This window comes from Bradyrhizobium sp. CB82, assembly GCF_029714405.1.
Taxonomy (GTDB): Bacteria; Pseudomonadota; Alphaproteobacteria; order Rhizobiales; family Xanthobacteraceae; genus Bradyrhizobium.
Map to the genome: position 1 here is coordinate 733921 of NZ_CP121651.1, position 19366 is coordinate 753286.

At 63.1% G+C, this 19366-nt stretch carries 22 protein-coding genes; 8 read left to right on the plus strand and 14 right to left on the minus strand.

Features of this window, described 5'->3' with window-relative positions; all coding sequences use genetic code 11:
- Positions 1–9: 9 nt before the first annotated feature.
- On the minus strand, positions 10–243 hold the full coding sequence (locus QA640_RS47480) for a hypothetical protein (protein ID WP_283043395.1): 234 nt from the start codon (positions 241–243) through the stop codon (positions 10–12).
- 110 nt (positions 244–353) lie between these two features.
- Between QA640_RS47480 and QA640_RS47485 the strand changes: the two genes are divergently transcribed.
- The 4 genes from QA640_RS47485 to QA640_RS47500 all read left to right on the plus strand — a co-directional run bounded on the left by QA640_RS47485 (position 354) and on the right by QA640_RS47500 (position 3749).
- The gene (locus QA640_RS47485; RefSeq protein ID WP_283043396.1) at positions 354–1235 is read left to right on the plus strand and encodes a LysR family transcriptional regulator; all 882 of its coding nucleotides are present in this window, start codon (positions 354–356) and stop codon (positions 1233–1235) included.
- 158 nt (positions 1236–1393) lie between these two features.
- On the plus strand, positions 1394–1768 hold the full coding sequence (locus tag QA640_RS47490) for a hypothetical protein (RefSeq protein ID WP_283043397.1): 375 nt from the start codon (positions 1394–1396) through the stop codon (positions 1766–1768).
- A 114-nt stretch (positions 1769–1882) separates the two neighbouring features.
- Positions 1883–2557 carry a peroxiredoxin-like family protein gene (locus QA640_RS47495; protein WP_283043398.1) on the plus strand — a complete coding sequence of 225 codons (675 nt, stop codon included), beginning with the start codon at positions 1883–1885 and terminating at the stop codon, positions 2555–2557.
- A gap of 88 nt (positions 2558–2645) precedes the next feature.
- A complete protein-coding gene (locus QA640_RS47500) occupies positions 2646–3749 on the plus strand; it encodes an alkene reductase (protein ID WP_283043400.1) in 1104 nt (367 codons plus the stop codon).
- On the opposite strand, the gene QA640_RS47505 is transcribed toward QA640_RS47500, so the two are convergent.
- Positions 3716–4810 (minus strand): AraC family transcriptional regulator, encoded by a 1095-nt coding sequence (locus tag QA640_RS47505; protein WP_283043401.1) that lies wholly within the window; start codon positions 4808–4810, stop codon positions 3716–3718. The genes QA640_RS47500 and QA640_RS47505 overlap by 34 nt on opposite strands.
- A 129-nt stretch (positions 4811–4939) precedes the next feature.
- On the opposite strand from QA640_RS47505, the gene QA640_RS47510 reads away from it, so the two are divergent.
- From QA640_RS47510 to QA640_RS47525, 4 genes are read left to right on the plus strand one after another with little or no spacing between them, the layout of a single operon-like run.
- Positions 4940–5476: a peroxidase-related enzyme gene (locus QA640_RS47510; RefSeq protein WP_283043402.1), complete on the plus strand. Its 537-nt coding sequence runs from the start codon at positions 4940–4942 to the stop codon at positions 5474–5476.
- 44 nt (positions 5477–5520) lie between these two features.
- Complete coding sequence (locus tag QA640_RS47515; RefSeq protein ID WP_283043403.1) at positions 5521–6027, plus strand: DUF417 family protein; 507 nt, start codon at positions 5521–5523, stop codon at positions 6025–6027.
- 3 nt (positions 6028–6030) lie between these two features.
- Positions 6031–6420, plus strand: coding sequence for a hypothetical protein (locus QA640_RS47520; RefSeq protein WP_283043900.1), 390 nt, complete (start codon positions 6031–6033; stop codon positions 6418–6420).
- Positions 6417–6572 (plus strand): hypothetical protein, encoded by a 156-nt coding sequence (locus tag QA640_RS47525; protein ID WP_283043404.1) that lies wholly within the window; start codon positions 6417–6419, stop codon positions 6570–6572. The genes QA640_RS47520 and QA640_RS47525 overlap by 4 nt, the downstream gene beginning before the upstream one ends.
- On the opposite strand, the gene QA640_RS47530 is transcribed toward QA640_RS47525, so the two are convergent.
- The 12 genes from QA640_RS47530 to QA640_RS47585 form a co-directional block, all read right to left on the minus strand.
- Positions 6569–7246, minus strand: coding sequence for a TetR/AcrR family transcriptional regulator (locus QA640_RS47530; protein WP_283043405.1), 678 nt, complete (start codon positions 7244–7246; stop codon positions 6569–6571). The two genes, QA640_RS47525 and QA640_RS47530, sit on opposite strands and share 4 nt — an antisense overlap.
- A gap of 85 nt (positions 7247–7331) precedes the next feature.
- Positions 7332–9014 (minus strand): AMP-binding protein, encoded by a 1683-nt coding sequence (locus tag QA640_RS47535; protein ID WP_283043406.1) that lies wholly within the window; start codon positions 9012–9014, stop codon positions 7332–7334.
- 65 nt (positions 9015–9079) lie between these two features.
- Complete coding sequence (locus tag QA640_RS47540) at positions 9080–9865, minus strand: enoyl-CoA hydratase/isomerase family protein (protein ID WP_283043407.1); 786 nt, start codon at positions 9863–9865, stop codon at positions 9080–9082.
- A gap of 28 nt (positions 9866–9893) precedes the next feature.
- Positions 9894–11639, minus strand: a complete 1746-nt coding sequence (locus QA640_RS47545; protein ID WP_283043408.1) for a CocE/NonD family hydrolase — start codon at positions 11637–11639, stop codon at positions 9894–9896.
- A 255-nt stretch (positions 11640–11894) separates the two neighbouring features.
- The gene (locus QA640_RS47550) at positions 11895–14120 is read right to left on the minus strand and encodes a molybdopterin cofactor-binding domain-containing protein (protein WP_283043409.1); all 2226 of its coding nucleotides are present in this window, start codon (positions 14118–14120) and stop codon (positions 11895–11897) included.
- On the minus strand, positions 14117–14581 hold the full coding sequence (locus QA640_RS47555) for a (2Fe-2S)-binding protein (RefSeq protein WP_283043410.1): 465 nt from the start codon (positions 14579–14581) through the stop codon (positions 14117–14119). The genes QA640_RS47550 and QA640_RS47555 overlap by 4 nt, the downstream gene beginning before the upstream one ends.
- Positions 14582–14720: 139 nt before the next feature.
- Positions 14721–15140 (minus strand): DoxX family protein, encoded by a 420-nt coding sequence (locus QA640_RS47560; RefSeq protein ID WP_283043411.1) that lies wholly within the window; start codon positions 15138–15140, stop codon positions 14721–14723.
- Positions 15141–15166: 26 nt separating this feature from the next.
- On the minus strand, positions 15167–15868 hold the full coding sequence (locus tag QA640_RS47565) for a pirin family protein (protein WP_283043412.1): 702 nt from the start codon (positions 15866–15868) through the stop codon (positions 15167–15169).
- Positions 15869–16053: 185 nt separating this feature from the next.
- Entirely contained in the window at positions 16054–16956 is a 903-nt protein-coding gene (locus QA640_RS47570) for a LysR substrate-binding domain-containing protein (RefSeq protein WP_283043413.1), read from the minus strand.
- 99 nt (positions 16957–17055) lie between these two features.
- Positions 17056–17844 carry an enoyl-CoA hydratase/isomerase family protein gene (locus QA640_RS47575; protein ID WP_283043414.1) on the minus strand — a complete coding sequence of 263 codons (789 nt, stop codon included), beginning with the start codon at positions 17842–17844 and terminating at the stop codon, positions 17056–17058.
- 15 nt (positions 17845–17859) lie between these two features.
- The gene (locus tag QA640_RS47580; protein ID WP_283043415.1) at positions 17860–18765 is read right to left on the minus strand and encodes an alpha/beta hydrolase; all 906 of its coding nucleotides are present in this window, start codon (positions 18763–18765) and stop codon (positions 17860–17862) included.
- Positions 18766–18768: 3 nt separating this feature from the next.
- Complete coding sequence (locus QA640_RS47585; protein WP_283043416.1) at positions 18769–19347, minus strand: flavin reductase family protein; 579 nt, start codon at positions 19345–19347, stop codon at positions 18769–18771.
- Between the last annotated feature and the right edge of the window lie 19 nt (positions 19348–19366).

Genomic DNA, 19366 nt, shown 5'->3' on the forward strand with positions numbered 1-19366 from the left:
TGCGCCCTATCATCCACGGCCATTGAAGACGCAGCGCAGCAGCACCTCCAGTTGCGGCGCGGCAATGATGGCGAGGCTCGCCACCGCGCTGCCCGTCATCGCATAGGCGAACAGAGCATCCCTTGCCGTCGCGCTCAGGGTTTGAACGGTCTGGAGGGCGACCGCCTCCGCGCGAGTCAAGCTGCTCGAGGCTGCGCCTGCGCTCCGGACCGGAATTGCGATCGGGTGTTCATGGGTGCACATCACTCTCTCTCCTTTGCCGGGCAACCGCTTGGATGGATGGAGAGTGGCCAATTCTCGTCAGACATGGCAGACAGGGCGGAGCGATATCGCTCATTCCTGCGGAGAATAGGATGGATCGTCTAGCTTCGATGGAGACGTTCGTGCGGGTCGTTGAGACGGGCTCCTTCTCCGGAGCCGCCCGACAGCTTCGGGTGGGGCAGCCAGCCGTCTCCAAATCGGTCGCCCAACTGGAGGAATATCTCGGGGTCAAGCTGCTGACGCGTTCGACGCGCGGCCTCACCCCGACGGAAGCCGGGCTCGGCTATCTCGAGCGCGCCAGGCGGGCTCTCGAGGAAGCGGCCGAGGCCGAGCTCGCCGCACGCGGAGCCGGCGCCGGACTGAAAGGCAGATTGCGGATCTGCGCCGCGGTGACCTTCGCCCGCATTCATCTCATTCCGCTGTTGCCGAAATTTCTGTCGCAACACCCTGAGCTCGAGCTCGAGATCGTTCTGGACGACCGTCAGATCGACCTCGTCCAGGAGGGGATCGACGTGGCTCTTCGGATGGGGAAGATGATGGATTCGACCCTGACTGCTCGCCGTATTGCAAGATGCCAGCGTCTCGTGTTGGGCACGCCTGCCTACTTCGATCGCGCGGGCACGCCCTTGACGCCAAGTGAACTGAGCAAGCATCAGGCGGTCGTCTATCTCCAGGGAGAAGGCAGCATTTGGTCATTTCGGCGCGAGAGCACCGAATTGGCGGTCACCGTTAAGGGCAGATTACGCGTGACCGCCGCGGAAGGCGTGAGAGCTGCGGTGCTCGCGGATGCAGGTCTCACCATCGCCTCGGAGTGGATGTTCAGCCCCGAGCTGCGATCGGGTGCGGTGCGCGCGGTCCTGTCGGAATGGAGCCTCCCGGCCCTCGACTTGTGGGCCGTGCTTCCGAGCGGGCGCGCCGCAACGGCAAAAGCGCGGGCGTTCGTGGATTTCTTCGAACGTACATTCAACGCATGACCGAGTAAGCCTGAGCGCTGGCGTCCATGGGCACTCGATGCCGATGAGACGAACGAGCATGTCTTCGATCCGGGGCGGCATTCAAGGTTTCGGGGCGATAGGTACGGTGACATACAACGGAGTTGCTCATCCCGAGCTTCTTGCCAAGGAGTGTCGCCATGCCCCGCATCTCGATCATCAACCGCGCGATCCGCGCGGCCGCTGCAGGCCTTGTCTTGATCGCCCCGCATTCGCCGGTAAATGCGGCCTACCAGGACGATGCTGATCTGCCGATCAGCACGACAACAAATCATGCCGATGCCAGGGAAACGAACTCAGCCGTTGCACGGAACCGGTCGATAGCACTGACCTCGCGCCTTCCCTGGCTCGCTCCGGTCGGCCATCGGCAGCCACAGCAGGCCGATGTCCCCCGATCGAAAAGCCGTGTCGGCATGGGAGCATCAGCAACAGCAGTTCGACCAGGAGCTGGACCGCAAGCTGATCATCTGTCGCGGCTGCTGACCCTGCGTAGCGGTCATTCCCGGTGGGAATAATCTCTAGTCCAACAACCCCGCTACCCGGCATGGCTGGCTCCCTTAGCTTGCTGCGTGTGAGTTCAACGAAACGGACGGCGCTGCCGTCCTCCACGCAAGCGAAGGAGAACCGTCATGTCGCTTCAAGCCAAGCTCGATGCTTTCAAAGCCGATTTCGAGGCCGGAAAGCCGCCTTACAACGTTCCTCGCTCCGTCATTGAGACGATGCACCGCGCCACCGCGGAATTGATCGAGTCGGGCGCCGCGCAGCGCGCCAGGAAGGCTGGCGATCTCGCTCCTTCCTTCTCGCTCAGGGATCCCGAAGGCAACGTCGTGAGCTCGGAGGATTTGCTGAAGCGCGGCCCGCTGGTGCTCAGCTTCTACCGCGGTGTCTGGTGCCCGTACTGCAATATGGAGCTGCAGGCGCTCGAAGCAGCGAAGCCCGAGTTCGACAAGTACGGCGCCTCGCTCATCGCCATCTCGCCGCAGACCGCGCCGAACAGCCGCAAGTCGGTGCGTCAGAACAAGTTGTCTTTCCCGATCCTGTCGGATGCCAAGGGCAAGGTCGGCGCCGCGTTCGGTCTGCGCTTTAACCTGCCCGACTATCTGGTCGAGCTCTACAAGCAACTGAAGAATGATCTGCCGACGTTCAACGATGATCCGAGTTGGACGCTGCCGATGCCGGCCCGCTACGTGATCGGACAGGACGGCGTGATCCTCTACTCCGAAGTGAACCCCGACTACACCCGCCGACCCGAGCCAGAAGACATGATCCCGGTTCTTCAGCAGGCGGTGGCCGTCAAGGCCTGACGGCGCATGAGGCGGCCGATGGGGCGCAAGGTCTTCGCGACCATCGGCCGTCGTCTCTTCACCCGATCTGTCTCAAAGGAAAACGACGATGTCCAAGCTGTTCACGCCGACCCAGGTCGGCCCCTATCGATTGTCCCATCGCGTTGTGATGGCGCCGCTGACGCGGATGCGCTCCGACCCCGGCGATATCCCGAGCGACCTGATGGTCGAATACTATACCCAGCGCGCCTCGCGTGGCGGCCTGATCATCTCCGAGGCAACGCCCGTCTCCACCCGCGGCAACGGATATGCCGGAGCGCCGGGCATCTACTCGGATACTCAGATCGTCGGCTGGCGGCGCGTCACCGACGCGGTCCACGCCAAGGGCGGCCACATATTCCAGCAGTTGTGGCATGTCGGCCGGCAGTCGCATGTCGACCTGCAGCCGAACGGCGAGGCGCCGGTCGCCCCTTCCGCGATCGCCGCGGAGGGCTACGCCTACACCAGGAACGGAGAAGTTCCTTTCTCTACGCCGCGGGCGCTCGAGCTGCACGAGATCCCTGACATCATCGAGGAGTTCCGCACGGGCGCACAGCGCGCGCTAAGCGCGGGTTTCGACGGCGTCGAAATTCATGGCGCGAATGGCTATCTGCCCGATCAATTCCTGCAGGACGGCACCAATAAGCGTACGGACGAGTACGGCGGTCCAATCGAAAATCGTGCCCGCTTCCTGCTCGAGGTGACGCGGGCGGCGATCTCCATCTGGGGCGCCGATCGCGTAGGCGTGCGCATCGCACCGAGCGGCACGTACGGATCGATGTCGGACAGCGATCCGGCGGCGACGTTCGGCTACGTGACGGGCGAGCTTGACCGCTTGGGCATCGCGTATCTGCACCTGGTCGAGCCGCGCATCAAGGGTATCGAGGAAGTTGCGAAGGGCCAGGCTCCGATTGCTGCCCAGCATCTGCGGCCAAAGTTCTCGCGAACCTTGATCGCGGCAGGCGGGTTCAACCCCCACTCGGCCGAGGCGATCGTCACTGCCGGAGATGCCGACCTCGTCGCGTTCGGCCGCCACTTCATCTCCAACCCGGACCTGCCCGAGCGGCTGCGAAACGGCCTGCCGCTCAACCGCTACGATCGGTCAACCTTCTACGGTGGCGACGCGCGCGGCTATACGGACTATCCGACTGCCGACTCCGCAGCGGCCGCCTGAGCGGCACCTCGCCCTCCATTAACTCTCGGCCAGCGAAGGAGCGTCGCCGCCCTTCGCTGGCGGACCCTTGTCAGCCACATCCGCTTCGGCGCGCTGGCGGCAGCCGCCGACCTTGCGAAGACATCCCGAGCGGATGGCTCCCGCATCCTGCGCCACTGCGCCGGAGTGACGCCCATGTGGCTCTTGAAGGCGCGCTGGAAGGCCGCTTCCGACTGGTACCCGACAGTCTCCGCTACAGCGCCGGTGGAGAGAGAAGATTTCCTCAGCTCGTTTGCAGCGTATGCCATCCGGATCTCGGTGAGGAGGTTGCTTGCCGATGTGCCCAGCTTTTCCTGGAATTGCCGGGCGAGCGTAGCGCGCGACATGTTGCAAAGGCGCGCGAGATCGGGCAGCGACCACGCGCGGGCGGGTTCATTGAACAGAGCGGCTACTGCCGATGCCAGGCGGGGATCGCCCGCCAGCGCAAGAAGACCGCGCGGCGCGCTGTCGGCTTCGCTTGCGAGCCGCAGCACAAGCGCGAACATCGCAGTCGACAGCGCGTTCAGCATCGCGCGACCGCCCAAACGATTGTCCGCGGACTCACTGCGCATCAGAGATACGAGGCCACTGAGCTGACTAGCCGTCTCCCTCTCGCCGGCGTGAACGCCGGCATTCACGACGAGGCGTGCTGGCAAGTAGTTGCGCAAGAGGCGCTCATGCGGCGGAGCGATCGCGAAGTGCCCACACAGGAGATCGAGCCGCTCGTCCGAGCCGAGACTTTCGCTGATCGTGAAGTTGAGAGTCGCGCGGTTACGGGCCGGAAGCGGCGCCGCACCGCTGCCGTCGTGCATGACGTGCCGCGGATTGCCGGGAAGCAGCAGGATGTCGCCGGCCTTGAGCTGCAACGGCCGGCCTCCCGCCGGATCTTCGAGCATCGCAGAGCCGGCAAGCACGGCATGGTACGGGATCTCGTTCGCCTCGCCCGGCCCCTGGTCGATGCGCCAGGGCGCCCCGTAGTTGCAGCGCAGGTCGAGCCGGCCGCGCACGGGCATCATCTCGAACAGCCGGCTGAGCCAATCCATGGCGGCCTCCCGAGAGCCCCAATTTGATACGATTGAGCATAAATATGAGACATACTGACATTTAAAGTATCATGACGAGGCCATACTGTCATTCGCAATCGTTCACCACCCAAACCAAGGAGTGCCATCATGTCCCGTCTTTCAGTCCCCAACCTCGAAACCGTCGCCGGCCCGTCCGGCCAGATCTACGCCCAAATCAAGAAGGCGATTGGCAGCGTGCCGAACACCTTTGCGGCCATTGCCGCCCACGGTCCAGCTGCACTCAAGGCAGTGCTCGCTGCCGATACCGTGCTCGCTGCAGGCAGCCTGACCAAGCGCGATCAGGAGACTATCAAGCTCGTTATCAGCGAAGCCGCCGGCTGCGACTACTGTGTCGCCGCCCACAATCATCTCGCCAAGCTCGCCGGGGTGAAGCCTGAAGAGTTGAAGAGGATCCGCGAGCGCCGGGCGACCGGCGATGAAAAGCGCGATGCGCTGATCCGCTTCGTCCGCAAGCTTGCGCAATTCAGCGGCACCGTCAGCGACGAGGATTTCGCCGCGATCAAGTCCGCCGGCTACAGCGACGCGCAGCTGGTGGAGATCAGCCTCGCGTTCGCGACCACCGTCTTCACCAACGTGTTCAACCGCATCAACGACACCGAGATCGACTTCCCCGCGGTCGCGTGACGCGACCGCGCCCCAGTCAGATCTTGCATGAAAGGATCACGACCATGACTACGCTTGCCAACACCACACAGAGCCCACTTGTCCGCGCGCTCTCAAGGTCCGGGCTGCTCGCGGAGGATCTCGACTACCACATCGTCCGGGCCTCGATGGTGATCATGTTTCTCTTCTTCGGTTACCAGAAGTGGTTTCCGTACGAGTTCGAGAGACTGGCCCCGTTCATCAGCAACGGCCCGCTGATCTGGTGGCTCTATCCAGTGTTCGGTCACACCGGCGCCAGCTATTTCCTGGGCGCGTCGGAGTGGACGTTCGGGTCCCTGCTGCTCGCGGGCTTCTGGGACAAGCGGCTTGGCGTTCTTGGCGCGCTCGGCTCGACCGGCACGTTCATCGCGACCGTCACCATCATTCCGTTCATGCCAGAGGGCTGGGACATCGCCGCAGGAGGCTTCCCTGCGATGACCGGTAACGTGCCGTTCCTGATGAAGGACGTAGTTCTGCTCGCCGTCTCGCTCTACCTCCTGAGGCAGGACGTGGTTCGCCTGACGCGGCAATAGGGTATGGCGATGCGTCGCCGGCGAGCTTCCCGCTCGCCGGCGACTACACGCTCGATCAAGCGCGAGTGCAAATCGTCAGACGAATCGCTGACAGTCAGCTTCGTGCAAGCTCCACGATTGAGATCACATGCCAAGCGCCAAGGGCGCATTGGCACTGTCGAGAAACTCAACCGCGGTGAACCACAAGTCAGCATCGCCAACATTTTCAAGATCGTGGATCTTGTATTCTCCCTTCCCATAGACGAAGTGACGGGTCTCACCGACCGAAAAGACGGCTTCGACGATCGTCCCATTCCTCATACCGCAACCGGCAAGATCCTGAAGACCGCGCTACGCGACCAGTTCAAGAGCTACAGTTTTCCGAACTTGGTCGCGTCGCCGGAGGTCTCATGAAGATTGCCGTTGCCAACGAAGTCGATCCGTCCGAGCCACGGGCCGCCACTTCACCCGACACGACGAAGGTCAAGGCGTTGGGCGCCGAGATCGGCGTTGAGCGGGGGCGCCGGCGCCACGGCCTGACCGGAAAGCTACATGATTTTAGCTAGAGGTGCGCCTTTGCGACCCGCTTCGGTCCTTTCCCGAAGACCGTTTCATCGACAAGTCGCCAATAGGCCTCCACCACTTTCGGATCCCCGGAGGACAGCCCGCTCGTAATCTGCATTTCCGGCCCGAATCCCGAAAGCGTGGCGGTGAGGCCGACCATCATATAGTGAAACAAGATGGGGTCGACTGCAGGAATGAGATCGAGCTTCTGCGCCTCAATGATCTGAGGCAACAACCGCCCCAAGAGCGGAGCCAGCACCGTTTCCGCGACCCATTTCAAACGCGGATTATTCATCAAGCTTTCCTGGCGCATGAAGCGGTGAAACTCGGGAAACGCGACGGTGTACCGGAAAAGAGTCGCGTACTCTCGGCGCAGCCGCGTCAGCGGCGACAACTCGGACCCGTCAGGGGCCGACACATCCCACTCGGACCGAATCTGTGCGAAGGCATACTCCGCTGCTGCCCGCCAGAGAATGTCCTTGCTGCGATAGTGATAGGTAATCAGGGGATGCTGCAGGCCGAGCCGATCGGCGATGGCGCGGATGCTCGCCCCCTCAAATCCCTTTTCAGCAAATTCTGAAATCGCAGCATCGAGGATGGAGGCCCGCGTCTCGATTGAGCGCTGTTGTTCAGCCCTCTTGCGCGGCCGCCTCTTCCGAGCTGTTTTCGTCCCCATTCGGCCTTCGATTAGCATAGTCTCCAACCGGACGCCAAGCGACGTGTTGGCTGCTCTCTTGCTTCAACGCCGCGTTCGCCGCAGTTCAAGCGCTAACCCTCGCCGCGCGCGCGAACTCTTCGATCATCGCCTCCCGCATCGCGAATTTCTGGACCTTGCCCGTGACAGTCGATGGGAAGCTCTCCACGAAACGGATGTAGCGCGGGATCTTGTAGTGCGAGATGCGATCCTGGCAGAACGCGCGCACGACCTCCTCGGAGAGCCTGGCGCCGGGCTTCGGAACGATCCAGGCGCAAAGCTCCTCGCCATATCTTGCGTCGGGAACGCCGAAGACCTGGACGTCCTGAATGTCGGGATGGCGGTACAGATACTCCTCGACCTCGCGAGGATAGATGTTCTCGCCGCCGCGGATGACCATGTCCTTGATCCTGCCGACGATGCGGCAATAGCCATCCTCGTCGATGGTTGCCAGGTCCCCCGTATGCATCCAACCGGCGGCGTCGATCGCCTCCTTCGTTCGCGCCTCATCGTTCCAATAGCCGAGCATTACCGAGTAGCCTCTGGTGCAGAGTTCGCCGGCCTCTCCGCGCGGAACGACCCGACCCTGACGGTCGACGATCTTGACCTCAAGGTGCGGCTGGATTCGTCCGACTGTCGAGACCCGCATCTCGAGCGGGTCATTCCGGCTGCTCTGGAAGCTCACCGGGCTGGTTTCGGTCATGCCGTAAGCGATGGTGATTTCGCTCATGTGCATCTTCGAGGCGACGTCCTTCATGACCTCGATCGGGCATGGCGCCCCCGCCATGATCCCGCGGCGCAGCGCCCTCAGATCGAAGCGCGGGAATTCGGGGTGGTTCAACTGCGCGATGAACATCGTGGGAACGCCGTAGAGCACGTCGCAACGCTCGGCCTCGACGACCTCCAACGTCTTGAGCGGCTCGAACGACTCCGATGGATAGACCATCGTAGCGGCATGCGTTACGCAGCCGAGATTGCCCATCACCATGCCAAAGCAGTGATACAGCGGAACCGGGATGCACACGCGCGAGCCAGGCTCGATGCCGGTTGCCTCGCCGACGAAGAAAGCATTGTTGACCAGATTGTGGTGTGAGAGGGTCGCTCCTTTCGGCAGTCCCGTAGTGCCACTGGTGAACTGAATGTTGACGGCATCATCCATCTGGACTTTCGACGCAACGAAGTCTAGCCGCCTGTTGCCTGTTTGCCTGCCCTTCTCGAGGACCCAGTCGAACGTCAAGCAGCCATCGTGCTTCCCCGCAATCGAGATGACGTGCAGGAGCTCCGGCAGGCGGGAACTGCGCAGCTCGCCGTTTGCACGTCCGAGCTCCGGGGCGAGCTCGCGGATCATGGCGATGTAGTCGCTCGACTTGAAGAGGGCCGCGGTGATCAGCGCGCGACAACCGACCGCCTTCAAGACGTGCTCCAGCTCGCTCAGGCGATAGGCTGGATTGATGTTGACGAGGATCAGGCCCGCTTTCGCCGTTGCGAATTGCGCGATCGTCCATTCCGCGCAGTTCGGCGACCAGATGCCGACCCGGTCTCCCGGCTCCAGACCGAGAGCCAGAAGTCCCGAGGCAAATGCGTCGGAGTGCGACTTGAGCTCCGCGTAGGTCCACCGGATCTTCTGGTGCGCAACGACCAACGCCTCGCGGGACCCGTCGGTCGCAGCTACGTCGTCCAGAAGGGCGCCAATCGTCCTGCCAATCAGAGGCGCACCGCTGTTGCCATGCACGTAGCTTTCACGCTGCACAAATCCCTCCTGTCGATTGACGATATTTCAAATGATGCCGGCCTTGCCGAAGTTACGTGATCCGCTCACTTTCCTTCGAAGACCAGCGTCGGCGGCTCGATGTCCTTGTTGAAGGCATCCGCCGTGTTCACAAAGCCGCGCTGGGCATCGGCGCCGTTGTAGAGCTCCATCGCGACGTCGAGCATCACGAGATCGGCGGCGGCCACACCGCCGCTGGACCAAGCCTTGAGCAACGTCCGTGTCGCAGCGTAGGATCTGGTTGGCCCCGTCGCGAGCTGCTGAACCAATTTAGCCGCGGTTGCCGACAGTTCACTCTCCGGCACGACATGCGTTGCGATTCCGAGCGTTCCAGCTTCACGTCCCGACGTCGGCTCGCCGAGCATGGAGAGCCGTGATGCCCGTGCGCGTCCCGCACGCTCGGCGATCCGCTGGAGCGCGCCGGCGATCGGCAGCATCGCAGTCGTGACCTCGACGCAGCGAAGGGTCGCACTGTCAGCTACGACCAGGAAGTCGCAGGCCAGCGCCAACTCGAATCCTCCGCCAAATGCAACGCCCTGAACCACGGCGACGGTCGGAATTTTCAGCATTTCGATCGCGCGATAGGACGCGTTGACGTCGGCGACGAAAGTCCGGAACCAATTGACGTCCTTCCCCGGCCATTCGCGCACTTCACCGCCGAAGCTGAAATGCGGCCCCTCGGCGCGAATGACGAGCACGCGTATATCACTTTCGCTGGCCTTGTGCACCGCTGCCCGCAACGCCTGCGCAAAGCGCAGGTCCAGCCGATTGAAGGGAGGATTTTCCAGCACGATGGTCCCGACCGCGCCGTCTCGCTCAAATCGAATGCTCATCGCAGCGTTTCCTCTGTTGGATTGGACGTCAGGCCGGACGTCGATCGGTGGATTCGGGGATGATCGGCAGCAACAGATGCGACGGCCGCTCGGCGTGCCGATAAACCTTGTGGGTCACGGTTCTGCTGCTGCAAACGTGATACGGGATGTACTCGACATTGGTCATGGCTCCGGTGCCGGTCGGAACGTCCATGGAGGTGATGTCGAGACAGATCCGGTGCCCCGCCTTGAACTGGTTGGCGGTCGCCAGGATCTGGATCTGGTATTCGACCACTTCCCCCGGAGTCACCGGAGCGATCGCGTCCTGCGTGAGCTTATGGAATGGCTCCCAGGGCTTCGAACGCTTCTCATCGAGAGCCCTGTATGAGGCTTTCAGCCAGCCTCGCGTCAGCTCACGCTCGGGCAAATTCGATGGAACATCCCGTTCGCCTTCGCGCGCGGTACGGACCGAGACATCCGGCCCCACATCCTTGAGCACGATGATCCAATTGGTGTCGTCTTGATCGATCGCGGCATAGAGCGTCAGCGTGATCGGGCCGGCGACGGTGACGTCATGCGGCAGAGGCTCGGTCATGTAGCGCAGGCGCTCGACCTTCGTCGTCCGCGTCACCGGCATCTGGGTGAAGACATCGGGCTCCCGTGCAGCAGCCCCAAGCTCAGCGGCAGGCCGCGGCGGCTCGGTCGACAAGCCTTCCCAATGGGAGAGATAGTATTTGGTCCAGCGGGTCTCCGGCAGCGGCCAATCTGTTCCAGTTCGCCATTCGTTGGCGCCCATCAGCCAGTAACGGACCGCCGGCTCGCTCATGATGCCGGTGTCCTGCCCCTTCAGCCAATGGTCATACCAGCGCAGGATCTCGTCGTGATATTGATGAAACGGCCGCTCGAGATGAGCCGGTCCGGTGAACAGCAGCTTCTTGGGTACATCGACATTCTGGAAGTAATGCTGCGCGCCAAGCCAGTGAAGCTTGTAGGTGTAGGCATAGGCTCCCGAGCCCGTGTAGAACGGGATCTTGATTTTCTTGAAAGTCTCCTCCGCGCGCTCGACCGTTCCGTCGAACTCCCAGGGATGCGTCATCATGAGATACATGACGAAGGTGCGCTGTCCCTTCTGGGTGAGGATGTTGTAGAGGTTGATGTACTGCTTGAAGTCCGGGTTCTGCATGGCCCGGCGCCAGAGGGCTTCCTCCGCGGCGGGAAGCTCGGCAGGCCGGTCACGGGACTCGTGAACCGTGCTGAAGACGTCGAGCAAATAAGGGAAGGTGTGCAGGACACCGCCCGGATTGAAGTCGCGAAATCCGAACATGCCGCCATAGGCGCTGCACGCGTCGTACGGAAAGATGGCCTTGAGCGCCGGATGCCCTTGAGCTGCGGCACGCCATTGCTCGCCGGCATAGCCGGAGATGCCGACCATCCCGACCTTGCCGTTGGACCACGGCTGCTGCGTGATCCATTCAATCGTGTCGTAGTGGTCCGTGTCCTCGTGGCCGTAATGCCCCTCCGACTTGGCAGAGCCTCTCGGCTGCGCGATCACATGGACGTAACCATTGGCAATGAAGCGTCGCGTATCGCCCGCTTCGATCGGACCGAACCAGAGTGGCGCGTGAGCCGGCTGCGGCGGCAGGATGTCGGCGATATCGGGCCCTTGAATGTCCTTGTTATGCAGCGCCGACGCATACAGCACCGGATACTTGCCGGGCATGTCCGGACGGTAGACGTCGACCGCCAGTCGCGTCCCGTCCCTCATGGCGACGCTGATGTCCCGTTCCTCGATCATGGTTTCATCCCGGCTTTTCGCGACGCTTTCGGGTCGACGTTTGACGCTTTCGTAAGGATGCAACTCCCTCGTCCGACGAGGCGCATTTTGCTGCGAAACTTTACGTTCGTAAAGTTCATTCCTCGGGTCGCGGATAGGACGGCCCGTCCTGCTGGTGGAACGGCGCGCGCGAGCGTGATCTGGGCGATGCGCGGCATCGCTCGCCGCGGGAGTCAATCCAGCTCGTCGCGTAACTCCTCGATCCGCGCGTTGTGATCAGGAAAGCGAGGCCTTCACGCGTTCCAGCGTCATCGGCAGGTCACGGAGGCGTCGTCCCGTCGCATGCGCGAAGGCATTGGCCAGGGCTGCGGATGTCGGCGGAAGAGCGCCTTCGCCGGCTCCGAGCGAGGGACCGCCTCGTTCCATCAGCATGATCTCGATGCTGGGCACGTCGGGAAACGCGAGGATCGGATAGCCCGACCAGTCACGGCTCGTGATCTCGCGCCTGTCGAAAGTGACCTGCTCCTTCAGCGCCAGACTGACCGCCTGCACGATGCCGCCTTCGAGCTGGTTCTTCGCACCATCGGGATTGACGACGACTCCGATATCCGCCGCCATCACGACGCGGGGGACCTTGATGAGGCCGGTCTTGCGGTCGACCTCCACGTCGACCACGACGGCCGCATACATTCCGATGTTCTTGTAGCGGCAGAAGGCCAGGCCCCGGCCATGCTGGCCATCGCCTCTCTTTCCCGGAATCCAGCCGGCCTTGTCGACGGCGGCTTGCAGCACGGCCCGCGCGCGGGAATCCCTGAGATGAGCCAGGCGAAATGCAAGCGGATCGCTGCCGGCGGCCTCGGCGAGCTCGTCCATGAAGGACTCTATGGCGAAGGTGTTGCCGTGCGATCCAAGCGTTCGGAACGAGCCGTTTCGCATCGGCGTATCGAGCAGGAGATGGTTCCGGATCTCCTTCCGCGGTAGCTCATAAGACGGCACCGCGTTGCGGTCACCATCGCCAAACGGCTGAGGGATATGCGGCGGAGGGGACTTCACGAAGGGGGTGCTCAAGTCCCATGCCGCAAGAAGATTGACGCCGCCGGCCTGGCCCGGCCGCATCGCGTGGCTGTTGCTCCAGACGTCGTACGACCAGTCGACGATCTTGCCGTCCGATCCAAGCGCCGCTTCGACCTTCATCGCCATTGCGGGACCGAGGGGAGCCCAGGCGAATTCGTCGTCGCGCATCCACTGAAGCTTGACCGGCGCGCCCGGGACGGCGCGCGCCACAAGCGCCGCGTCGAGCGCGACGTCGTCGGCGCCATTGTGCCCGTAGCATCCGGATCCTGGCGTATGGACGACGTCGACCGCGTTGGCCTGCATGCCCAACACTTTGGCCAAGTCGCCCCTCAGGGGAAACGCGCCCTGCGTATGGGACCACACGGTCATGCGACCGTCCTTCAGCCAGGCGACCGCACAGGAAGGGCCGATGGCTGCATGCGACAAATAGGAACGGGAATATTCGGCGCTCACCCGTTTGGCTTGGTCTGGCGCGGGCGCGGACAGACCGGCGGCGCCCACAACGATCGTCTCGGCGCGAAGCTTCTGGAGCTCTGCGCGCAAGCCGGTGATGTCGGGAAGCTGCACCGCGTCGTCGCTCCAACGCGCAACAGACGCGATCGCATTGCGGGCCGCGATCGCCTGCTCTTCGCGCCTGGCGGCCACGGCCAGAAAATTTCCGTCCCTGATGACCGCGATCACGCCCGGAAGCGAACGCACCGCGGCTTCGTCAAAGGAAAGCAGCTTCGCACCATAGCGCGGTGGGCGGACCACCCGCGCAAAGATCATTCCGGGAAGCCTCAGGTCCTGAACGTAGGACGGTGCTCCAGTCAGCTTTCCGGGCAGATCGATCCGATTGACTGACTTGCCGACAATTGAATAATCGCTCGGCTTCTTCGGCGCGGCGGCGAGCGCGATGTCGCCCTTCAACAGATCGGAACTCTCCTTCGCGAGTTCCCAAAACGTCGCGCGTCTCCCGTCCAACGCGGCGATCGTGCCATCTCTGACCTGTAGATCATCCGTGCGGCGGCCAAACCGACGCGCCGCCGCAGCAAGAAGAATGCCACGCGCCTCGGCACTTGCCGCACGGATGGCGCCTCCGCTCTGCTCGACCGATTGGCTGCCAAAGGTGTACTGCTCATCCGGTCCCCGCGAGGTGTCAGCGGAGATCATGCGGATCTTGTCGAACCGGACGTCGAGCTCCTCCGCCGCAATCTGCGCCAACGCGGTCAGGATCCCCTGCCCTAGCTCGGCCTTCCCCGTGAAGACCGTCACCGTCTCATCGGGCTCCAGGCGGATCCATCCCGCCAGTCTGCGATTGTTGCGCAGGCTGAATGGCACGTTGGTGGTCGCCTGGCCAAAGACAGGAGGAGACGGCAGCGCGAAGGTCGCGAGTACGACACCGAGCGACTGCGTGACTTGCCTGCGGGAAAGCCTTGCAACGCTCATCGTGCGGCCTCCGTGGCGGCCCGGCGAACGGCGCGCACCACCCGATTGTGGACACCACAGCGGCAAAGCTGGTCCGCCAGCGCACCCCTGATCTCGTCTTCGCTTGGGTTTGGATTTTGATCCAGCAAGGCCTTCGCCGCCATGATCATGCCGTTGGAGCAGTAGCCGCACTGGGCCGCCTGCTCATCGATGAACGCCTTCTGGAGAGGATGCGGCTTCTCGGCCGTGCCCAATCCCTCGAGCGTGACGATCGGAGCATCTTCGACATCATGCAAAGCAATCGAGCAGGTCCTCACCAGCTTTCCGCCCATCAGGGCGGCGCAGGCCCCGCATTGCCTCAGGCCACAGCCGAACTTCGGACCATTCAATCCGAGATCATTGCGCAGCACGTAGAGCAGCGGGGTCTCCGCAGCAGCGTCGACCACATGGGATTCGCCGTTGACCGAAATTCGGTGTGACATCCTTCATCCACCGTCAGGCGCCGGCCGGCCCCGCGGTTTGCTGCGGAGTCCGGCTAACGATAAAGACTCTTGCAGGACGATGAGTTCCGAAGTCTTGGACGAAACCGGCATCACCTGCCCGCGAAGACGTCGAGGTCGCTCAGCGCGCTGCCGCCGCGTTCGCAACGGAAACACTGCCCTTGGACAGTCGGTTGTCGAGGCTGAGGGTGCCCGCACCGAACGCTGCGATCTGAAGCAGACCACCCGCCATCATGACGTTCTTGAGGAAATGGATCATCTGGTTCTGATCGGCGAAGTTGTTGTGGAACGCCACGCCAGCGGCGATACAGAACACCGCCTGCGCGAGCGCGACGAAGCGCACCTGGTAACCTGCGATCAGCAGAATCCCGCCACCGAGCTCGAGCGCGACAGCCACGATGTAGGCAAGTGGCGGCACAGGCAGGCCGGCGGCGGCAATCATCGCGGTCGTCGGGCCGAAGGCGGCAAGCTTGCCGAGGCCGCTCATGACGAAAGGCAGGCCGATCAGCACGCGGCCAACGAGAGGAAGATAGCGGTTCATGGTATTTGCTCCTTGGTGTGATGGGTTCAGGCGGCATCGACGAGGATGAACTCCGCATCCTCGATTGCCGTGATGGTGAGTTCGGGTTCGTCGATGGCGGCGATGCCGTCGCCGACAGCAACCCGATGCCCGTTGACGAGAATCGCGCCCTGGGCAGGGGCGAGATAGGTGTGCCGCAGATGCGCCGACGGCGTGTGGGTCAGAGCGGTCCCGGCGAGCAGCGTGGCTCCCAGGATGCGGGCGTCGGCGCGGATCGTGAGCGCTTCGGGACTCTTCGGATCTCCGCTTGCGAGCTCGATGAGTCGCCCGGCGCGATCCGTTTTCGGGAACTTGCGCGTATTCCAGCGGGGCGCTCCGCCGCTCTGACGCGGACGCAGCCAGATCTGGAATAGCTTGAGCGGATCCTCGTCACCGTTGTGCTCGGAATGACTGATACCCGTCCCGGCGCTCATGACCTGCACGTCGCCGGCCATGGTCCGGCCGACATTGCCGACGCTGTCCTCGTGCGTGACGGTACCCTGGCGCACATAGGTCACGATCTCCATGTTGGCGTGAGAATGTCGGCCGAAGCCCGTACCCGGCGCGATCTCGTCATCATTCCAGATCACGAGCGCGCCTAGCGGCGCATTTGCCGGATTGCCGTCTGCCGACACGATGAAATGGTGGCGCGCCTTGAGCCAGCCGCGGTCGGCGTGATCGAGCGTTTCCCTGGATCGAAGCTGCAACATGACCATTCCCTGTTTGGACTCGACGGGTGCCGTCTTGGGAATGGTTATGGGGCTAAACCCATCGCTTGATTAGTCGGCGGGATATGGACACGTCGTTCTATCTGGTGAACGACGACCGACTGGCGAGCCCGTGAAGCTACCGGCGGTCTCACGACGGGCCCTGCGCACTCGACCTCCCTCTTCCGCTAAGAGGTGGCTGACGATTTCAACGTCTCGGCGACGAAATCAATCACCACCCTGACACTCGGCAGCATGCCGCGTCGCGAGGGAAAGACGAGATGAAGGATACCCTCGGTGCCGCTCCATTCGGGCAGCACGCGCACAAGGGCGCCGCTCGCAAGCGCATCCTGGCAATATCTGGCTGGAAGCAGGGTAATTCCGGCGCCTTGGCAGGCCGCCGCCATCAGAATGTCGAAGCTACCGCTCGCAAGCCGAGGCTCGATGGATACGCTGGCGGTCTCACCGTCTTCGGCCGTCAGATCCCAGGTACTCGTGCTCTGCTCGTCCTGGTGCAGGATCGGAAGTTTGGCAAGGTGGGCTGGCGTACTCGGAACGCCCGCCGTTGCGAGCAGGTCTGGACTCGCGACAAGGATACGCCGGCTCACACCGATCCGCTTCACCTGGAGATCGGCGTCAGTGTCGAGCCGCTCGCGAACGCGAATCGCAACGTCGACCCCTTCATGGATCAAATCGACGCGGCGATTGGTTGCGATGCACTGGACGCGCAATTGAGGGTGGGCCGCAAGGAAATCCGGTAGACGGCCGGCAATGGCATCCTGAAGTCCGAGCGGGCAGCTCAGCCGAACCAGCCCGCGTGGCTCAGCCTGCATGCGGAGCGCGACCTCCTCTGCGGCGTCAGCCTCGATGACCGCGGCCCGCGCATGCTCGTAGACTTGTTGGCCGACCGGGGTCAGACCGACGCCGCGCGTCGTTCGATCGAGCAACCGCACGCCGAGCCGCTCCTCCAACAGTGCCACCCGGCGGCTGACAAGTGACTTGGGCACGCCAAGCGCGCGAGAAGCCGCCGAGAAACCCCGATGGAGGACGACGGAGACGAAGAACTGAAGATCGTTCAAATCGCGAGCCATCTTCGATCCATGCCGTCCCGACCTGCTGAGACTATCCGCTCGTCCGGCAGGCGGACCTGTCCGGACGAGCGAGGATACGATCTCTACCAAGTCGTTCCATCATCGGCCAGTGAAGGCGATCTTGGGCGGTTCGATCCCCTTCCTGATGGCCTCGGCCCGAGCCGTTCGGCCGCGCCGGGCGTCTTCAGAGCTGTGAAGCGCCATCGTGACGTCCAGGATCATCGCATCCGCCGAAGGCACACCGCCGCCCGACCATGCTTTCAGCAATGTTCGAATCGCCGCATAGGAACGGGTGGGACCGGTCGCAAGGTCTTGCACGAACTTCAACGCCGCAGCTTCGACATCGCTGGACGGCAACACCTGCGTTGCGAGACCCAATTGACCGGCGGTGGTACCCGACATCGCCTCGCAAAGCATCGCATAGCGCGCGGCGCGAGAACGGCCGATTCGTTCGGCCAATCTCTGCACTGCGCCGGCAACCGGCGCGGACCCGACGGAGGCCTCGATGCAGCGGAAGATCGCATCTTCGGCCGCAATGATGAAGTCGCACGCGAGGGCGAGCTCGAAGGCGCCGCCGAACGCCGCCCCGCGAACGGCTGCGACCGTCGGAATCTGCAAGGCCTCAAGCGCACGGAATGACTGATTGCATTCGGCAATGAAGGTCCGGAACTGATTGGCGCTCTTCTCCAGGAAGTCGAGCACATCGCCTCCCTGGCTGAAATTCGGCCCCTCCGCACGCACGAGCAGGGCCCTGATGTCGGCCTCGCTGGCCTCGTGGACGGCCTGCTTGAGGGAATTGGAGAAGTTCGAGGCGATGAGATTTTTCGGCGGATTGGCCAGCACGATATGGCCGACCGTGTCTTGCTGCTCGAACCTGATGACTTGCATCTAGACCTCCCTGTGTCAGGCGCCGATTGCGGCAGGCGTCTGGGTTTGTGTTTGGGCCACCATCTGACGAACGATGGAATTGAATGTGGCGGGAGCCTCGAGTTTGAGCATGTGGCCACAATCCTCGAACGAATGCCATGTTGCCCAGGGCGCCGCGGCGAGGAGCCGATCCGCGTGGTCCCGACGGGGCGCGACCTGGTCGCGCGTGCCGGAGAGTATGGCTATCGGGCACCTGACCTCGGAAATAACGTCAGGGGTGTAGATGGTGAAGAGCGACCGTATCGCCTGGTGCCAGCCGTCGGTCGTCATTGCGTCCCGCAACGGCTCGATATGCTGCCGGACGGGACTCGGAGTGTCTGGCGTGAGGAGCCTGTCTGCGATCGCTGCACGCGAGACTGGGATCGTGGTATCTGCGGTACTCAGCCATGCAGCGAGCTCGGCGTCGCGCGCCTCGCCCACGAGATGACCTCTGGCGGCATTAGGAGCCGACAAGACCAGGCTACCGAGCAGCGACGGATAGCGCCTCGCGAAAGCCAGCGCGACGACGCTTCCCCACGAGCTGCCAACCAGGACGGAAATCCGCTTCACGCGAAGCGCGAGCACGAGGACTTCGAGTGCGTCCGCATAGTCCTCGATGCGCGCATCGCGCCCCGCGACCGGCGAGCTGCCACCGAAGCCCGGCGCGTTCCAGGCGACCACGCGAAATTCGCGCGACAGCCCGGCGAATTGAGCACGGTATCCAGCCGAACTGGATCCAAGTCCATGAAGCATCAGCACCACGGGATTGCCTCCGCTTCCGGCGGCGCGATATTCGACCACTCCCCGCTGCCCCTCATAGATCGGCGAGGTAACGCTCACCTGAGCAAGTTCCGGCAAGTCCTGCGCAAGGAGCTCGGCATCCAACAGAGACAATCCGGCCATCGCTCAGGCTCCAGCCTGGAGCTCAAGCCGCGCGGCCGGCTCGCGCCTTGCCTCGGAAGCATGGCTCGACGATTGTGCGCCGTCGGCGAGATCGTGGGGAGCGGTCGACAGGTATTGACCGTTTCCGAAGGCAAGCGGCTTCCGATTGGCGTGATCGATCGCAAGGACTTCACCGACATAGATCGTGTGGTCGCCGCCCGGCACGCGGGAGATGACCCGACATTGCAGGCGGGCGCTGCAATCGCGTAGCAGCGGCACGCCGCCGTCGCCAATGTCGACATCGACGCCTGAGAATTTCTCGTGTGAGGATTTCGCAAACCGCTTCGACAGCTCGATCTGGTCCTCGGCGAGGATGTTCACTGCAAAGCGTTCGGCTCCGGAGAACACCGGATGGCTGTGGCTCTTGACCGCCTGGCTCCAGAGAACCAAGGGCGGATCGAGCGACACCGAGCTGAACGAGTTGGCGGTGACCCCGTGAAACCGGCCCTCATCATCGGCCGTGGTGATCACGGTCACGCCCGTGACGAAGGTGCCGAGCACGCGCCGCAGGTCGCGGCTGTCGAATAGACGGTCATCGGACATTTTCACCTCCCGGTATTCG

Bases quoted from the DNA above. Each gene is read 5' to 3' on its own strand.
- QA640_RS47555 (WP_283043410.1), bottom strand. From the start codon at position 14,581: ATGTCACACCGAATTTCGGTCAACGGCGAATCCCATGTGGTCGACGCT.
- QA640_RS47585 (WP_283043416.1), bottom strand. From the start codon at position 19,347: ATGTCCGATGACCGTCTATTCGACAGCCGCGACCTGCGGCGCGTGCTC.
- QA640_RS47545 (WP_283043408.1), bottom strand. From the start codon at position 11,639: ATGATCGAGGAACGGGACATCAGCGTCGCCATGAGGGACGGGACGCGA.
- QA640_RS47485 (WP_283043396.1), top strand. From the start codon at position 354: ATGGATCGTCTAGCTTCGATGGAGACGTTCGTGCGGGTCGTTGAGACG.
- QA640_RS47520 (WP_283043900.1), top strand. From the start codon at position 6,031: ATGGCGATGCGTCGCCGGCGAGCTTCCCGCTCGCCGGCGACTACACGC.
- QA640_RS47565 (WP_283043412.1), bottom strand. From the start codon at position 15,868: ATGTTGCAGCTTCGATCCAGGGAAACGCTCGATCACGCCGACCGCGGC.
- QA640_RS47530 (WP_283043405.1), bottom strand. From the start codon at position 7,246: ATGGGGACGAAAACAGCTCGGAAGAGGCGGCCGCGCAAGAGGGCTGAA.
- QA640_RS47525 (WP_283043404.1), top strand. From the start codon at position 6,417: ATGAAGATTGCCGTTGCCAACGAAGTCGATCCGTCCGAGCCACGGGCC.
- QA640_RS47515 (WP_283043403.1), top strand. From the start codon at position 5,521: ATGACTACGCTTGCCAACACCACACAGAGCCCACTTGTCCGCGCGCTC.
- QA640_RS47540 (WP_283043407.1), bottom strand. From the start codon at position 9,865: ATGAGCATTCGATTTGAGCGAGACGGCGCGGTCGGGACCATCGTGCTG.
- QA640_RS47560 (WP_283043411.1), bottom strand. From the start codon at position 15,140: ATGAACCGCTATCTTCCTCTCGTTGGCCGCGTGCTGATCGGCCTGCCT.
- QA640_RS47580 (WP_283043415.1), bottom strand. From the start codon at position 18,765: ATGGCCGGATTGTCTCTGTTGGATGCCGAGCTCCTTGCGCAGGACTTG.
- QA640_RS47570 (WP_283043413.1), bottom strand. From the start codon at position 16,956: ATGGCTCGCGATTTGAACGATCTTCAGTTCTTCGTCTCCGTCGTCCTC.
- QA640_RS47510 (WP_283043402.1), top strand. From the start codon at position 4,940: ATGTCCCGTCTTTCAGTCCCCAACCTCGAAACCGTCGCCGGCCCGTCC.
- QA640_RS47505 (WP_283043401.1), bottom strand. From the start codon at position 4,810: ATGGATTGGCTCAGCCGGCTGTTCGAGATGATGCCCGTGCGCGGCCGG.
- QA640_RS47550 (WP_283043409.1), bottom strand. From the start codon at position 14,120: ATGAGCGTTGCAAGGCTTTCCCGCAGGCAAGTCACGCAGTCGCTCGGT.
- QA640_RS47575 (WP_283043414.1), bottom strand. From the start codon at position 17,844: ATGCAAGTCATCAGGTTCGAGCAGCAAGACACGGTCGGCCATATCGTG.
- QA640_RS47490 (WP_283043397.1), top strand. From the start codon at position 1,394: ATGCCCCGCATCTCGATCATCAACCGCGCGATCCGCGCGGCCGCTGCA.
- QA640_RS47480 (WP_283043395.1), bottom strand. From the start codon at position 243: ATGTGCACCCATGAACACCCGATCGCAATTCCGGTCCGGAGCGCAGGC.
- QA640_RS47500 (WP_283043400.1), top strand. From the start codon at position 2,646: ATGTCCAAGCTGTTCACGCCGACCCAGGTCGGCCCCTATCGATTGTCC.
- QA640_RS47495 (WP_283043398.1), top strand. From the start codon at position 1,883: ATGTCGCTTCAAGCCAAGCTCGATGCTTTCAAAGCCGATTTCGAGGCC.